Raw genomic sequence first — 14931 nt, 5'->3', positions numbered from 1 at the left:
TCTTTGGTTTCATTATAATAATTCTGTGATCGGTTTATAATCTTCTAAACGATTTTGATCTTCAGCAATTACTTCTGAATTTAAACTACCATTATACGTGTTAAATCCATTTCTTAACGCTTCATCGTTTTCAACAATTTCTTTTAATGATTGATTAGCTAATTTGACAACATATGGTAATGTGTTGTTTGTAAGAGCAAGTGTTGAGGTACGAGCTACTGCACCAGGCATATTTGCAACAGCATAATGAACAACACCATGTTTAATATAAGTTGGTTTATCATGACTTGTGACATGATCAGTTGTTTCAAAGATACCACCTTGGTCAATCGCAATATCAAGGACAACAGAACCTGGTTTCATTTGTTTAATCATATCTTCAGTCACTAATTTTGGTGCTCTACGACCTGGAATGAGTACAGCTCCGATAACTAGGTCAGCTATTTTAACTGATTTTTCAATGTTATGAGAGTTAGAAATCACTGTTTCAATATCATTTCCAAAAATATCTTCTAATTGTGCTAAACGTTTAGGGTTAATATCTAAAATTCTAACTTTAGCACCTAAACCAATGGCTATTCTAGCAGCGTTCATTCCTGCAACACCACCACCGATAATGACAACTTGACCTTTTTCAACGCCTGGAACAGAAGATAATAAAACACCTGAACCTTGATTAATAGATTGTAAAAAGTATGCACCAGTTTGAGGCGCCATACGACCAGCAATCTCTGACATTGGTGTTAATAAAGGCAATGAACCATCAGGTAAACGAACTGATTCATAAGCAATAGCTGTTACTTTATTTTCTAATAACGCATCAGTTAATTCTTTATTAGGGGCTAAATGAAGATATGTAAATAAAATTTGATTAGGTTTGAATAAATGATATTCAGATGCTAATGGTTCTTTTACTTTTAGGACCATATCAACATCCCATGCGTCTTCTTGATTTTGAACGATGGTTGCACCCATTTCTTCATATGCACTGTCTTCAAATCCAGCACCAACTCCAGCTTGAGTTTCTACGAGTACTTCATGTGAGTTCTCCACTAAAATTTTGACAAATGGAGGAGTCAAAGCAACGCGATTTTCATTGTTCTTAATTTCTTTTGGTACGCCTATTTTCAATTTTTTTCACTCCTATTCTTTCATAATCTATAAAGATTATAACAACACTATTATACATAATATGTTGACGAAATGCTAATAATATACTGTTTGTAAAAAAAAAGAACACAAGTGTAGTCTTGTGTTCTAACCTAAATCTTCTAAAGAAAACGTTGTTTCATATTTTCTTTTCATAGCCATATTAAGTATTCTAAGTGCTAATTGTTTGTTTTTTGCTAGTAGTGGACCATGGAAGTATGACCCCATGACATTTTTATAAATAACACCCTCTGTTTTATCTTTGCCATTATTTCCATAACCTTTTACAACGGTTCCTAACGGTTTTTCTCCTTCACCTAAAAACGTGATGCCATTGTGGTTTTCAAAACCATAGTATGTCTCGTTAAATTCTTCGTTGTAAATTTCAACGTCTCCAATAAAGCGGTTGTTATCTTGACTTAACGTATAGTGAGGTAGGGCAGAAATACCGTTAATTTTCTCACCATCAGCTCCAATATAATATTCACCAAGTAGTTGGAAGCCACCGCAAATCGCTAGCATGACACCATTATTGTCAATATATCGAGTGATAGAGTCTTTTTTTGATTGGATGTCTTCAGACACAATTTTTTGTTCGTAATCTTGTCCTCCGCCAAAAAAAACGAAATCATATTTTGTATCATCAAAGTCTTCAAAGACACTGATAATTTCTGTTTCAATCGAAATACCTAATTTTTTTGCGTAGTAATTTAGTAAAAGTAGGTTACCATTATCACCATACGTATTAAGTAAATTTCCATACAGATGGCAAAAGTTTAATTGATAGTCTGACATATTAGGCATCCTCCTTAATAAATCCTTGTTGAATTAATTCTTTTCTTAAGCCCAATACAGCAGTGTAAGTGGCTAAAATATAAACGTGTTCAGTAGGAGATGTTTTGATTTCTTCAATCACTTGATTTAGTGAAGAGGTTTCAATCAAGTTATCTTCCTGTATTCCTGCGACTTTAAGTCTAAGTGACATATCTTCATGTCGCTCTCCACCAGAGATGACTTTTGGAATAGATAACTCACCAAGTTCTTCTAACTGGCTATCCCAAATCCAACTAACATCAATCCCATCAGCATAGTTTGCATTTAAAAGTGCCGCTAAAGAGAATGGATAGGGTGAGAGCTTCATTGTTTCAATGACTTGATTTAGTCCAACAGGGTTTTTTACTAAAACAAGAGTACATTGTTTATCGCCAATTTCAATGACTTCTTGTCGGCCAAACACTTTTTCATCATAGGCTAAACCTTTTCTAATTTTATCAGGTGCAATATGATAATGTTTAGCAACAGCAGTGGCTGCTAGAGCATTATAAATATTATACATTCCACCTACTTCAATTTGATAATCGTGTTCATCAATAGTAAAAGTAGAAGAAACATTAGTCATGTGCTTAATATCAGTTAAGGAAACATTAAGATCAGGGCGTTTAAAGTCACAGTTTGGGCAATAGTAATCGCCCAAGTTACTGTAAGTAATCATGTTATAGTGAAGAATGTGGTGACAATGAGGACACAGAACACCATCAGTATTATAATGAGCCATCTGTTCTTCATCATCAGCATGATTAAATCCGTAATATTCTCTTGGATTTACAGTATCGATTGAGTTAAAGATAGGTAAATCCCCATTCATTAGAATAGGTGCAGTTGGTGCTTTTTTAGCCCCATCAACAATTAATTGGTACGTTGTATAGATTTCGCCATATCGATCCATTTGATCGCGGAAAATATTAGTAAATAAAAATAATTCAGGGGTTAAAAATTCTGTTACTTTATTTAAACTGGCTTCATCAATTTCTAAGACAGCCACATTTTTACCTTGTTTGTTTTTCTTACCTTGAAGAAATGTCGAAACAATTCCTTGAAGCATGTTGGCACCTGTTGTATTGGTGACAACTGAATCAAATTCTTCTTTTAAAATATTAACGGTTAAAGCAGTTGTTAACGTTTTACCATTTGTTCCTGTCACAACAATCACATCATAATCTTTTGCTAGACTTGAAAGGATTGTTGGATCTATTTTTAAAGCTAATTTACCAGGTAGACTACTGCCACCTTTAAAAAAAGTTTTTAATAGCCATTGTGAAGATTTACCAACTGTTGTCGCTAATCCACTTTTAAAACTCATATAGATTCCTCCTGTGTATACATTAACTTAATCATAATACCATAAAATAAGAATTGAGAGATTAAAAAAATGCATAAGATTCTATTATAAGATAACAAAAACTACTTAGAACATAAAAAAATATGTCCTAAGTAGTTTAATTAACCAATGATAATTTTTTCAGTTGGATAAACATAGCCACGGTCATGTTTTTCTTTTGGAATAAAAATCATTAAGGTATAAAGCATTCCGATACGACCAACAAACATTAAAATCGCAATGACAATTTTACCAATAGGAGAAAGGGAAGAGGTAATTCCTAATGATAGCCCCGTTGTTCCAAAGGCAGAAGCGACTTCTACGATTAACGCAATCATTGATTCATTTTCAGTAATAGTGAGAATCATAATGGATAAAAAGCACATGAATGCTGATAAATTAAACACAACAATGGCTTTTTTTATATCTGTTCGGTCAATTCGCCTGTTGAACACTGTTACGTTTTCTTGCCCTTTGATAAAACTATACATATATAAACCTAAAATAGCGACAGTTGTTGTTCGTACCCCACCACCAACAGAACTGGGACTACATCCAATAAACATCAACATAGAAAAAAGTAGTAGGGTAGGTGTTTGAAAATCATTTAGATTATTTAACTGCAACCCGGCATTTCGTGTTGTTGTGGAATAAAACATGGAAGTCAGCCATTTTTGTGACTCGCTCATATCTATAAATAGGTGATTTTTTTCTAATAAATAGATTAAAATTGTTCCAACAACGAATAATACAAGGTAAATGCTAATGGCTAATCGGCTGAATAATGAAAAGCGAAAGGGCAGTCCATGTTTTTTTTGTTTATAAAACAGCCATTCTTTTACTTCCATCAAGACAGGAAACCCAATTCCTCCAATCATGATGAGTAACATCAAAATAGGTAAAAAGAAGAAATCATTTTTATAAGGTGTGACGGATTCCCCCGTTACATCAAAACCAGAGTTTGTGACGGCAGAGATGGATTGATAAAATCCATGAAATAACGAGTCCACTAAATCGAGATGATGCTCTGCAAAATAGAAATGTGTGGCAAAGACAAAACCAAAAATTAACTGTATCACTAATAGGGTAAGCATCGTATTTTTAATTAATCGAATACTGCCACTAAGCTTTGGTGAATTCATATCAGTCATGATTAGTTGTCGACGCTTTAGAGAAATTTTTTTCTTTGATAAGATAAAGAAAAAAGTGGAAACCATCATAATACCAAAGCCACCGATTTGAAAAAGGACTTCAAGTAAAATAATCCCTCGTTGATTAAACACTTCATTGATGTTAAATGTTGTTAATCCAGTGACACTAATGGTACTAATTGCCATAAAAATCATATCAAATGTTGAGTATTCAGCGCCATTTTGATGAAAATAGGGCATGTTAAGTAAAAAATAAGCAGCAGCGGTCATAAGAACATAATAAATAAAAATAATTTGTATGCTTGAAAAGTGCTGGTTAATGTATCTAGTACCTGAATGTCTTAGCTTCATATAAGAAAACTCTAAACGAGGCATACTGTTTCCTCCTTATCTTGTCATGTCCCAACTAGTATAACAACTTCTGTATTATTAAACTAGTCTTAACAAAAAAGCACCTAATTTTGTACAGTACGGCATAACGAAAAATTGAGTTGAAAGAAAAAAACTTTAGCACAATGACCGCAATAAAAAGAAGTCATAAAGAGAGTATTTTTCTCTTTACGACTTCTTTTATTACATAATAGGTGAAAATAATCTTGCGGTTTTTTGTTTGAATTTTAACCAAATAGACATATCGTCAACCATTTGCTGTGTCATTTTTTTAGATATTTTTAAATCTTCAGTGAAATAATGAGATAACTTGTGATTGATCGATTGATCATACATAACAGCACTTGCTTCAAAGTTTAATTTATAACTTCGAATATCTTGATTTGCAGAACCCACGATACTGACATCATCATCCATAATTAGGACCTTAGAGTGAAGAAATCCACCTTCATAAATGAAGACATCCACATCGTATTTCATCACAACTTGGGCGAAATACTGTGTTGCGCGATAGATAAAAGGGTGATCTGGTTTATTCGGAATCATAATTCGAACATCTACACCAGATTGTTTCGCAATTTTTAATGCATCAAGAATGGTGTCATCTGGTATAAAGTATGGTGTTTGAATCCAAATTCGTTTTTTAGCACTGGTGATAAGTTTTGTAAAAGCTAATTTAATTTGTTGTTTCTCGTCATGTGGCCCACTAGCAATAATTTGAATATCAGTTGTGGCTTTTTCATTTGGTTTTTCATGATATAAATAATCCAGTTTTCCAATAAGTTTTTTATCATTAGGAACGGAAACATTCCAATCAGATAAAAAGCGTAATTCTAAGATAGAGGTAGCAGGACCGTCAATTCTAAGATGAGTATCACGCCAATAGCCAAATTTTTTGGTTGTTTCAACATATTGATCCGCAATATTAAACCCTCCAACGTAACCAATTTTTCCATCAACGACTGTAATTTTTCGATGATCATGGTAATTGACACGGAATTTTAAAATCGCTTTTTCACTTGTAACAAATGTTTGAATTTGCCCACCAGCTTCAATTAATTTAGAAAACTTCGCTCTCTTAACTCCTTTAGAACCTAATTCATCATATAACAGGCAAACTTCTACCCCTTCTTTTGCCTTTTCAGTTAAGAGATCAACCACTCTCATCCCCGTTTTATCTGTCACAAATGCATAATATTCAATATGGATAAACTTTTTAGCGTGTTTAATATCATTTAATAATGATTCTAATTTTTTCTCTCCATCTGTTAATATGGTGACATTGTTATGATGCGTTAAAGGAGTATGATTTAAGTTTGACATAAAGTAGGCAAGTTGTGCGTGTTCATGGTCAGTAGGTGTATCATCATATAATTGCAATGTGGGATCGTAAATATCATCTAGTGAACTAAAATCCATTGTAATTTGATTTTTAATTTCATACCGTTCTTTTTTGCTCAAACCTAGACCGAAAAATAAATATAAAATAAATCCTAAAAAAGGAATAAACATAAACACTAATAACCAAGCCCAAGTAACACTTGTATCACGCTCTCTATAAAATATCAAAAACAGAGCAAATAGCAGGTTGATTAAATATAAAATAATTAAAAGGACACTCATTAATATCCCCCTTTCTTTAATACCTTATTTTAGCAAAAAAATAGTGATATACCTAGTTAATTATTTATCATTTAGGACTCTTTTTTTGACGTTTTAATTCTTTTTTTAGTTCTTGTTTAGCATGGTGATCAGCCATTTTATTTGATTCTTGTGGAATCCATTCAATTGTTAAATCGCTAAACTCTTGACTTAAAACAAGCAATTTTGATAATAGAGGTAGAAAGACATCTTTTTTTACATAACGTTTATGAAAAGATTTAACCACAATACTACTATCAGAATAAATAAAAATTAAGTCTTTTTGCCAATTGTTTTGTAGGCAGTATTCTAAAGCTAGAATCATCGTTTGGAATTCTGCTACATGGTTATCTGTTGCATCTAAGGGAAACGTTTCGACGATTGTCTGATCTTCTTTTTTTATAATAAAGCAGCCAACACTTACTTTATGTTTAGGATGGGTTGAAGCATCAGTGTTAATTTTTATCATAAAATTCCTCATTTCATTTTTTTATTCGTATATATTGTGTTAAGATTATATCTTAGAGTAGAGTGATTGCAACGGAGGTTAGTGATGAGTGAGAATAAGATTCACATATATAGATATCAACCAATATTAGCTGATACAGTAATCTATTGGTCGTTGACCTTTGTCTTATTTTTTGCCAGTATGATAGGTTTACTAGAAGAGCAAGGACGTATTAATCTATTTAGTATTGTCACGTTTCTTATTTTTTTGTTTTTTTTCTATTTAGGAACAAGGCGAAAGCTAATATTGACTCAGGATCAGATTAAAGTGAATGCTGTATTAAAAAAGAATGAATACACAATAGATATCAATAAAATCAAAAAAGTACTCGTTGGTAAATATGGGTTTACATTAGTAACAACTCATCATGAGCGGTCTTATTTAATGCTTCCATCATCTAAAACACATTTTATTCATCATTTAGAAGAATCAAGCTATCTATCTTGCATGATAAATGGACATAAAAAAGGAGTTGATGATTAATCAACTCTTTTTTCTTCTTCTATTACAGACACATTGGATGCTTGTAAGCCGCGTGCGCCTTCTTTTATATCAAATATAACATGTTGCCCTTCAAAAAGTGTTTTAAACCCATCCTGTTCTATTGCAGTAAAATGAACAAAGATTTCCTCATCTTGGTCGTAAATAATGAATCCATATCCCTTTTTTACATCAAACCATTTCACTAAACCTTGTTTCATTTCACATTCCTCCAGGTTTTTTCTTATCTCATATTGATTATTATACGTTTAGAACGAATATTCGTCAAATAACAAAAAACTTATGTGAAAGCGTCTAGAAATAAAGTTTGTTCTTTCAAAAAAATGTTATATACTATATTTATTATTTAAGTAGATTTTAAGATATCAATTATCTATGAGGGAGATGACTCAATGTTTCTATATGTTTTAATTATTATTGGAAGTATTATTTTAGATCAATTAACCAAATTTATGGTAGTACAAAATTTAGATTTGTATGACACAACGATGACTAACCCTATTTTGTCCATTACACATATCAGAAATGAAGGGGGAGCCTGGAGTATATTTGAAGGACATATGTGGTTCTTCCTATTAGTGGGAGTGATTGCGTTATGCATTTTTTCTTATTTATTGTATAAAAACAGATATAAAAATAAATGGCTAACAGTGGGATTAAGTTTTGTCATTGGTGGGACGATAGGTAATTTTATCGACCGCTTTAGACAAGGGTATGTAGTAGATATGTTCCAAACAGAGTTTATTAAATTTCCAATTTTTAATGTGGCGGATATCTGTTTAGTAGTTGGAGTAGTCTGTATATTTATTTATATTTTATTGTTTGATGATGAGACGTCTAATAAATGAGTATCTTGCGAAAATGAATAAAGAGTAGTAAAATAGAATTAATATAAATAGTGAGGATGATGCTATATGTCAAAAAATCACTTAGTTGACGAAGCGATTGAAAAGTTAAAAGCAGCGGATATAAGAATAACACCACAAAGATATGCTATCTTAGAATATCTAATTGAAAGTCATACACACCCAACAGCAGATGATATTTATAAAGAGTTGGAAAGTCGTTTTCCTAATATGAGTGTGGCGACTGTTTATAACAATTTAAGATTGTTTACTGAGATTGGTTTTGTGATTGAAATGGCATATGGTGATTCTTCAAGTCGATTTGATTTTACTACTGAAAAACATTACCATGCAATATGTGAAAAATGTAAAAAAGTGGTTGATGTCAACTACCCTGGTTTAGGAGACGTTGAAGCGGCTACTGAAAAATTAACAGGATTTAAAATAAATGACCATCGTTTAGAAATGTATGGCATTTGTCCGGATTGCCAAAAATTAGAAGAAGATGTGATGTAAAAAAAAGTCATATTCCTCAATGAAAGGGGAATATGACTTTTTGCTATTTACTTCCAGACATTTCAAGTAATTTATTTTTTAAATCTTCTTCCATCATGGATAATTCTAATTCAGCGTTGCGACGTTTTTCTTTACCTTCTTGCTGAATTTTAAGTGTTTCTTGAATGGTTTCAATTAAATCATTTTGTGTTTTTTGTAAGGTTTCAATATCGACAATGCCACGTTCATTTTCTTTTGCTGTTTCAATGGCTGAAATTTTTAGCATTTCAGAGTTTTTAGCTAGCAAATCATTGGTTGTTTCAGAAACTTGACGCTGAGCTGTGACCGCATCTTTTTGTCTTAAAAGAGTTAAAGCAATCGCCACCTGATTTTTCCACAAAGGAATGGCTGTATTAATAGACGCTTGTATTTTTTCAGCTAAAGCTTGATTTGTATTTTGAATCAAACGAATTTGTGGAGCTTGTTGAATGGTAATTTGTCTTGCTAATTTTAAGTCATAGGTTCTTTTTTCTAAACGATCGACAAATTGATTTAAATCATTCACAATTTGTGTATCCATTTGGTCACCTGTTTGTTCAGCATGTGCGATTGCCTCTGGAATAGTTTTTGTTTGAAGTTCTTCAATTTTTAATTCCCCAGCTGCAATATAGATGTTTAAGGCATCAAAGTAGTCTTTGTTTTTGTGGTACAGTTGCTCAAGCATGGCATTATCTTCTAGCAAGCCATTTTTTTCATGGTCTAATTTAACTGCTATTTTGTCGATTTGAGCCCCAATTTTTTGATATTTTGCTGTGATTTCATAAATAGATTGTTTCACTTTACCAAACATGCGTTTAAAAAGATTTCCATCTCTTGCTTCAAGTTCACTAGGACTTGCTTCGTTTAGTCGATACATTAATTCAGTTAAAGAATCACCCATTGGACCAATATCTTGTGTTTGAACATGATTCAACATGGTATGTGAAAATTCACTTAATTTTTGTTGTGCCGCAACACCATAGCTTAAAATGGATTGGCTATCATTTGTATCGATTTGATTGGCTAATTCCTGCGCTTGTTGTTTTCGTTCGTCTGATAATTTATCAAGCACTTTTGTTGATGCTTGAGCTTTTGTTACTTGTTGTTTTTTTTCAGCTTGATTTAGTAACTCTGTTTGTTCTATTTCCGAAAAAGGGTTACTAAGTAAATCATCTAAAGTATTGTCAACTGGTTCTACTTTTTTTAATTCATCCGACATTAAAATTCCTCCTGATCATCAGAGATATTGTGTTTAAAGGCTTCTCTATCAGCATTTTGTTTGGCAATTGAAATTTCTACTTCTAAATCTTCGATATCATCTGAAACAAAATTTTCATAATCTTCTATGATAAGACGAGAGACATTTTCGATTGCACCAATACTATTATTTAGTGTATCATATGTTGCTTTACTTTTGATTTCATGATCAGAAATTTCAGCATATTTATTCGTCATTTCAACTAGGTTAGGCAAATGAGTATACAAAAACTTATCTGCCAAATGAAGTTTTTTAGGTTCTTTAACAATTTCTTTGAACATCGCTTTTGCTACTTTCAATGTGTCATATCTCAAGTTAATGGCATTTAACTTTGGAATATTATGGAAGTTTTTTTCTAATTGATCAATTTGTTCTTTGGTTTCTGATAAGGTTGTTCTAAAAAAAGCAATCTCTTTGTCAGACATGCCAGCTTCATGATAATGTTCTTGTTTTTCTTTAGTTAATTCAGGAACGACCTCTTTGCTTTTTCGTTTAGAAACCTTTCGATAAACTATCCAACCAATAGCAAGCAAGATAAATACGGCACCAAGATTTTCATCAATCTCCGTCAAAACGAACATTCCTATTAAAAAACCGATAACGCCGACGATTGTGTATTTCCTTCTCTTCATTTTGTCACTCCTCTTTTCAAGTATTTTTTGTATAGTACTAGTTTAGCATAAGGAACTAAAAACATTATCAGTCCTAAGTTTGATTTATAAATAAGTATAAGGATACAGTGAGTTTTGTTGAAATAACGTCTCTTTAAAGGTATCATAAACATAAATAAGCTAAATGACAAGGAGCAGACATGAATGAAAGATAAATTTAATGAAGAAACGCTCGAAAGAAAAGACATATTCAAAGGGGCAGTTATTGATGTTTGCGTTGATACTGTTGAATTACCTAATGGGAAAAAATCTAAACGTGAATTAGTTTTTCATAATGGAGCAGTTGGAATTTTAGCGATAACACCGATGAATCGTCTTGTTTTAGTTAAACAGTTTCGTAAAGCAATAGAAAAAAGTATTTTAGAAATACCAGCAGGGAAAATTGAAGCACATGAAGATAACCCTCTAGAAACAGCTAAACGTGAATTAGAAGAAGAAACCTTTTATCAATGCGATTCAATGGTAGAAGTGGCAGATTTTGTCACATCTCCAGGTTTTTGCAATGAAAGAATGGTGTTATTTCAAGCACATGGATTAAAAAAAGTTCAAAACCCTTTACCAAGAGATGAGGATGAATTTTTGGATATCGTGGAGTTATCTTTAGAGGAAGTAAAAGAACACATTCGTCTTGGTACAATTTGTGATGCCAAGACATTATATGCTATTCTATTATGGGAAATGCAAATGAAATAAGGAGTTTATCATGTCGAAAGAAAAACAAAAGAAATCAGAAACAACGTCACAACAAATTTTAACAAGAAGTCGTGTAAGAGAGCATAATAAAAATGAACAACGCAATGCATGGTTAAATCGTGCGATTGTGATTATCGTCATATTATTAGTCATTATGTTGTATGCTATTTTTAAATTATAAGGGAGTTTGTGTATGAAAATTGGAATTATTGGTGCAATGGAACAAGAAGTTGTGTTATTAAAAAATCAACTAGAAAATAAAAAAGAATGGCATGAAGCAGGTGTATCATTTTATTCAGGGACTATTGGAACGCATGATGTCGTAGTGACACAATCAGGTATTGGTAAAGTTTTAGCTGGATTAACAGCGACATTACTAATTAGTCATTATCATGTTGATTGTTTAATTAATTCAGGCTCTGCTGGTGGTATTGGTAAAGGATTATCAATTGGAGATGTTGTCATTTCTGATAAATTAGCTTATTTTGATTCAGACGTTACAGCATTTGGTTATGAATATGGACAAATGCCACAAATGCCATTATTTTATGAAGCAAGCAATCAGCTCATTATTGCAGCCACAAAAGCAGCAGTAGATAATCAATTAGCGACACGCATCGGGTTGATTGTTTCAGGGGATACGTTTGTACATAGTCAAGAACAAATAGCCCATATAAAAAAACATTTTCCTGATGTTTTAGCTAATGAAATGGAAGGCGCGGCGATTGCTCAAGTGGCGCATCAATATAAGTGCCCGTTTGTTGTGATTCGTGCGATTAGTGATGTGGGCGATGAAAATGCTAGTGTAAATTTTGATGAATTTATTGTTGAAGCAGGAAAAAAATCTGCTGAAATGGTCGTTGAATTAGTGAAACAACTAAACTAAGGAGTGAGGACATGGAAGCTTTAATATCAATAGATTATACAAATGATTTTGTTGCAAGTGATGGAAAATTAACAACTGGTGAATTTGGTCAAGCCATTGAAACAGAGATGATCCGTTTAACTAACCAATTTATTGACGATGGAAATTATGTTGTTTTTGCTATTGATTGTCATGATGACACAGATAAGTATCATCCAGAGAATAATTTATTTCCTCCTCATAATATTATTGGAACAAAAGGAAGAGAATTGTATCAAGGATTAAATGATGTGTATCAAAAAAATAAGGAAAAAGATACGGTGTATTGGATAGATAAACGTCACTATTCAGCCTTTAGTGGCACAGATTTAGATGTTCGATTAAGAGAAAGAAAAATCGATACAGTTCACTTAGTAGGGGTGTGTACAGATATTTGTGTGTTACATACCGCTATCGATGCTTATAATTTAGGATACAATATTGTGATTCATGAAAAAGCTGTCCAAAGTTTTGATCCAGTTGGACATAAATGGGCTTTAGGCCATTTTAAAAATACGCTTGGCGCAACAATCATTTAAAATAAAAAGCAAGTTCCTATTGATTCTAGGGCTTGCTTTTTATTTGTTAACTGGATAATAATTTTATTAAAGTAATCGCAACAATCGTTTGAACAATCCCCACACTTCCAGCATACGCTAAAAATCGAGGGCCTTCTTTTAAAAATTCTTTTGCGTTAATCCGTAATCCAATAGCTGCTAAAGCAGTAATTTCAAACCAGCCACTAATTGAGTGCGTTGTTTGGCTTAATATAGTTGGAAAATGAATGACACTATTTAAAACGCAACAAATGATAAAGCCAATGATATACCAAGGAAGGGGGAATTTTTTCTTAGTCTTTTCTTGTATTGTTAGGTTGTTGTCTTTTGATTGGTTAGCGATTTTTCCAAAAGCAAATACAACAACCACTAAGAACATAATCCGTAAAATTTTAAATAAAGTCGCCATCTCTACAACTTGCGAGCTGACCATATTGGCACTAGCAATAACTTGACCGACTGATTGAAGCGTTCCACCGATTAAGGCACTTTTAGCCATCACGTTATCTGTAAAAACGGCACCACCAATAATAGGAAGAGTCAGCATCATCACAGTACCTAATAAATTAACTAAGGTAATGATTTGTCCTTTTTCTTTATCCTTTGCCCCAATTTCTGGTGCAATTGCTCCAATCGCAGATGAACCACAGACAGCATTTCCGCCAGCCATCAGAAGTGACATGGTTTGATTAAATTTTAATTTCTTCCCGATAAAATAAGCTGCGAGAATCGTTAGCGTCATCTGGCACATAATAAAAAGAATACCAGATCCTCCAATTTGTGCGATAGTTTGAAACGTGACGGTTGTACCTAGTAGAACAATGGATAATTCTAGCAATGTTTTTTCTGAGAATTTGGTTCCTTTTTGCCAAATTGATTGACTAAAAAAAAGATTACCTAATAAAATTCCTAATAAAATCGCAATAGTTCCAGCTCCTAGAGAAGGCAACCATATAGCGATGATTTTTGATAAACTAGCAATTGCTAGGGATAATAAAAGACCAGGGTAGATAGTTTGACTAAATTGTTTCATATTCATTCCTCCAAAGTTAACATAATTTGATTATACTGGTTTAGTTTACATTTTAAAAATAAATAGTTAGAATATTAACTATTATAAAAATAAATAGTAGGTGTGACGATGTTTAAATTATTTTTAACCTTTAAAGAAGCATATGAAACGAGAAATTTTACTAAAGCAGCGGAAAATTTATTTATTTCCCAACCAGCCGTTTCTAGCCAGATGAAACAATTAGAAGAAGAATTAAATTGTAAATTGTTTATTAGAAAATCAAAACAAGAGATGTCTCCAACCAAAGAAGCAACTATCCTTTATACAAGACTATTAAATTTAGAAGATGATTGGTTAGAAACTAAGAGATTAATTAAACAGGTGGGGAATAATCCAGTTAAATGCGTTATTAGCGCGTCGAACACTTTTTCTATTTATTATTTACCTGATTTGATGAGTCGATTGGTTGAGAAGTTTCCTCACGTTTATTTCGAACTGGAAATGCATAATTCAGAAGAAGTGTTGGAAAATGTACTGCAACATCGTGCGCATTTTGGGTTTATTGAAAAACCATTAGAAACAGGTCCTGTTTGCCGAAAAGAATTCCTTTCAGATGAATTAGTGATTGCTGGAAATCTTGAAAGTGAGTTGTGGTTGTGTCGGGAAGATATTTCTGGTGTTTATCACTATACCAAGCGCTATTTTTTACAAGAAAATATTCAACCAAAACGTTTATGTGTGAAAAATAATGAAATGATTGTGAGATTACTCGAAAAAGGTATTGGGAAAAGTATTATTTCACGTGTGTCAGTCCCTAAACATATGCCCTATCAAGAACTAGGTGTGAATTATAAACGTTTATTTTATTTTTTAAAAAAAGATTATCTGACACACCCCGTATTATTAGAAATTGAATCAGTCATTGAACAATACGCAAAAGAAAAAGGCGGAGAATGAAA

Annotated in this window: 17 protein-coding genes and 1 pseudogene; 8 read left to right on the top strand and 10 right to left on the bottom strand. The window is 32.5% G+C overall.

Annotated features, from left to right (window positions below; all coding sequences use genetic code 11):
* Nucleotides 1-12: 12 nt before the first annotated feature.
* The 6 genes from ald to CBF36_RS06300 all read right to left on the bottom strand — a co-directional run bounded on the left by ald (nt 13) and on the right by CBF36_RS06300 (nt 6958).
* Nucleotides 13-1131 (bottom strand): alanine dehydrogenase, encoded by a 1119-nt coding sequence (ald, locus tag CBF36_RS06325; protein ID WP_125957584.1) that lies wholly within the window; start codon nt 1129-1131, stop codon nt 13-15.
* A 126-nt stretch (nt 1132-1257) separates the two neighbouring features.
* Nucleotides 1258-1944, bottom strand: a complete 687-nt coding sequence (locus CBF36_RS06320; protein WP_125957582.1) for a type 1 glutamine amidotransferase — start codon at nt 1942-1944, stop codon at nt 1258-1260.
* A 1-nt stretch (nt 1945) separates the two neighbouring features.
* Nucleotides 1946-3289: a Mur ligase family protein gene (locus CBF36_RS06315; RefSeq protein WP_125957581.1), complete on the bottom strand. Its 1344-nt coding sequence runs from the start codon at nt 3287-3289 to the stop codon at nt 1946-1948.
* A gap of 140 nt (nt 3290-3429) precedes the next feature.
* Nucleotides 3430-4833 (bottom strand): TrkH family potassium uptake protein, encoded by a 1404-nt coding sequence (locus tag CBF36_RS06310; protein WP_125957579.1) that lies wholly within the window; start codon nt 4831-4833, stop codon nt 3430-3432.
* Nucleotides 4834-5031: 198 nt separating this feature from the next.
* Nucleotides 5032-6471 (bottom strand): cardiolipin synthase, encoded by a 1440-nt coding sequence (gene cls, locus CBF36_RS06305; protein WP_125957577.1) that lies wholly within the window; start codon nt 6469-6471, stop codon nt 5032-5034.
* Nucleotides 6472-6538: 67 nt separating this feature from the next.
* Nucleotides 6539-6958: a reverse transcriptase-like protein gene (locus tag CBF36_RS06300; RefSeq protein WP_165865400.1), complete on the bottom strand. Its 420-nt coding sequence runs from the start codon at nt 6956-6958 to the stop codon at nt 6539-6541.
* A gap of 84 nt (nt 6959-7042) precedes the next feature.
* Between CBF36_RS06300 and CBF36_RS06295 the strand changes: the two genes are divergently transcribed.
* On the top strand, nt 7043-7480 hold the full coding sequence (locus CBF36_RS06295; protein ID WP_125957574.1) for an EbsA family protein: 438 nt from the start codon (nt 7043-7045) through the stop codon (nt 7478-7480).
* Here the strand turns inward: CBF36_RS06295 and CBF36_RS06290 are convergent.
* Nucleotides 7477-7698 (bottom strand): cold-shock protein, encoded by a 222-nt coding sequence (locus CBF36_RS06290; RefSeq protein ID WP_125957572.1) that lies wholly within the window; start codon nt 7696-7698, stop codon nt 7477-7479. The two genes, CBF36_RS06295 and CBF36_RS06290, sit on opposite strands and share 4 nt — an antisense overlap.
* Nucleotides 7699-7890: 192 nt before the next feature.
* Between CBF36_RS06290 and lspA the strand changes: the two genes are divergently transcribed.
* Nucleotides 7891-8346, top strand: coding sequence for a signal peptidase II (lspA, locus tag CBF36_RS06285; protein WP_125957571.1), 456 nt, complete (start codon nt 7891-7893; stop codon nt 8344-8346).
* A gap of 66 nt (nt 8347-8412) precedes the next feature.
* Nucleotides 8413-8859, top strand: a complete 447-nt coding sequence (locus tag CBF36_RS06280; protein WP_125957569.1) for a Fur family transcriptional regulator — start codon at nt 8413-8415, stop codon at nt 8857-8859.
* 43 nt (nt 8860-8902) lie between these two features.
* Here the strand turns inward: CBF36_RS06280 and CBF36_RS06275 are convergent.
* Both CBF36_RS06275 and CBF36_RS06270 read right to left on the bottom strand, forming a co-directional pair.
* Nucleotides 8903-9946, bottom strand: a pseudogene (locus tag CBF36_RS06275) (toxic anion resistance protein); the annotation flags it as partial.
* Nucleotides 9947-10095: 149 nt separating this feature from the next.
* A complete protein-coding gene (locus tag CBF36_RS06270) occupies nt 10096-10767 on the bottom strand; it encodes a 5-bromo-4-chloroindolyl phosphate hydrolysis family protein (RefSeq protein ID WP_125957565.1) in 672 nt (223 codons plus the stop codon).
* 183 nt (nt 10768-10950) lie between these two features.
* Between CBF36_RS06270 and CBF36_RS06265 the strand changes: the two genes are divergently transcribed.
* Genes CBF36_RS06265 through CBF36_RS06255 form a run of 4 tightly spaced genes read left to right on the top strand, consistent with a single transcriptional unit; the run spans nt 10951 to nt 12942 of the window.
* Nucleotides 10951-11499, top strand: a complete 549-nt coding sequence (locus CBF36_RS06265; protein WP_125957564.1) for an NUDIX hydrolase — start codon at nt 10951-10953, stop codon at nt 11497-11499.
* Between the two features lie 10 nt (nt 11500-11509).
* A complete protein-coding gene (macP, locus tag CBF36_RS12260; protein WP_165865399.1) occupies nt 11510-11680 on the top strand; it encodes a cell wall synthase accessory phosphoprotein MacP in 171 nt (56 codons plus the stop codon).
* A 12-nt stretch (nt 11681-11692) separates the two neighbouring features.
* The gene (locus CBF36_RS06260; protein ID WP_125957562.1) at nt 11693-12385 is read left to right on the top strand and encodes a 5'-methylthioadenosine/adenosylhomocysteine nucleosidase; all 693 of its coding nucleotides are present in this window, start codon (nt 11693-11695) and stop codon (nt 12383-12385) included.
* Nucleotides 12386-12396: 11 nt separating this feature from the next.
* Nucleotides 12397-12942, top strand: coding sequence for a cysteine hydrolase family protein (locus tag CBF36_RS06255; protein ID WP_125957561.1), 546 nt, complete (start codon nt 12397-12399; stop codon nt 12940-12942).
* Nucleotides 12943-12988: 46 nt separating this feature from the next.
* Here CBF36_RS06255 and CBF36_RS06250 read toward each other — a convergent pair whose 3' ends face one another.
* Complete coding sequence (locus CBF36_RS06250; RefSeq protein WP_125957559.1) at nt 12989-13993, bottom strand: YeiH family protein; 1005 nt, start codon at nt 13991-13993, stop codon at nt 12989-12991.
* A gap of 108 nt (nt 13994-14101) precedes the next feature.
* On the opposite strand from CBF36_RS06250, the gene CBF36_RS06245 reads away from it, so the two are divergent.
* Nucleotides 14102-14929 carry a LysR family transcriptional regulator gene (locus CBF36_RS06245; protein WP_125957558.1) on the top strand — a complete coding sequence of 276 codons (828 nt, stop codon included), beginning with the start codon at nt 14102-14104 and terminating at the stop codon, nt 14927-14929.
* The last annotated feature ends 2 nt before the right edge of the window (nt 14930-14931 follow it).

Source organism: Vagococcus bubulae, from assembly GCF_003950315.1.
Lineage (GTDB): Bacteria > Bacillota > Bacilli > Lactobacillales > Vagococcaceae > Vagococcus > Vagococcus bubulae.
This window is presented reverse-complemented; position numbering and strand designations above follow the sequence as displayed.

Bases quoted from the DNA above. Each gene is read 5' to 3' on its own strand.
- CBF36_RS06295 (WP_125957574.1), top strand. From the start codon at position 7,043: ATGAGTGAGAATAAGATTCACATATATAGATATCAACCAATATTAGCT.
- CBF36_RS06280 (WP_125957569.1), top strand. From the start codon at position 8,413: ATGTCAAAAAATCACTTAGTTGACGAAGCGATTGAAAAGTTAAAAGCA.
- lspA (WP_125957571.1), top strand. From the start codon at position 7,891: ATGTTTCTATATGTTTTAATTATTATTGGAAGTATTATTTTAGATCAA.
- CBF36_RS06310 (WP_125957579.1), bottom strand. From the start codon at position 4,833: ATGCCTCGTTTAGAGTTTTCTTATATGAAGCTAAGACATTCAGGTACT.
- CBF36_RS06300 (WP_165865400.1), bottom strand. From the start codon at position 6,958: ATGATAAAAATTAACACTGATGCTTCAACCCATCCTAAACATAAAGTA.
- CBF36_RS06270 (WP_125957565.1), bottom strand. From the start codon at position 10,767: ATGAAGAGAAGGAAATACACAATCGTCGGCGTTATCGGTTTTTTAATA.
- CBF36_RS06320 (WP_125957582.1), bottom strand. From the start codon at position 1,944: ATGTCAGACTATCAATTAAACTTTTGCCATCTGTATGGAAATTTACTT.
- CBF36_RS06290 (WP_125957572.1), bottom strand. From the start codon at position 7,698: ATGAAACAAGGTTTAGTGAAATGGTTTGATGTAAAAAAGGGATATGGA.
- CBF36_RS06255 (WP_125957561.1), top strand. From the start codon at position 12,397: ATGGAAGCTTTAATATCAATAGATTATACAAATGATTTTGTTGCAAGT.
- CBF36_RS06245 (WP_125957558.1), top strand. From the start codon at position 14,102: ATGTTTAAATTATTTTTAACCTTTAAAGAAGCATATGAAACGAGAAAT.
- cls (WP_125957577.1), bottom strand. From the start codon at position 6,471: ATGAGTGTCCTTTTAATTATTTTATATTTAATCAACCTGCTATTTGCT.
- CBF36_RS06265 (WP_125957564.1), top strand. From the start codon at position 10,951: ATGAAAGATAAATTTAATGAAGAAACGCTCGAAAGAAAAGACATATTC.
- CBF36_RS06250 (WP_125957559.1), bottom strand. From the start codon at position 13,993: ATGAAACAATTTAGTCAAACTATCTACCCTGGTCTTTTATTATCCCTA.
- macP (WP_165865399.1), top strand. From the start codon at position 11,510: ATGTCGAAAGAAAAACAAAAGAAATCAGAAACAACGTCACAACAAATT.
- CBF36_RS06260 (WP_125957562.1), top strand. From the start codon at position 11,693: ATGAAAATTGGAATTATTGGTGCAATGGAACAAGAAGTTGTGTTATTA.
- CBF36_RS06315 (WP_125957581.1), bottom strand. From the start codon at position 3,289: ATGAGTTTTAAAAGTGGATTAGCGACAACAGTTGGTAAATCTTCACAA.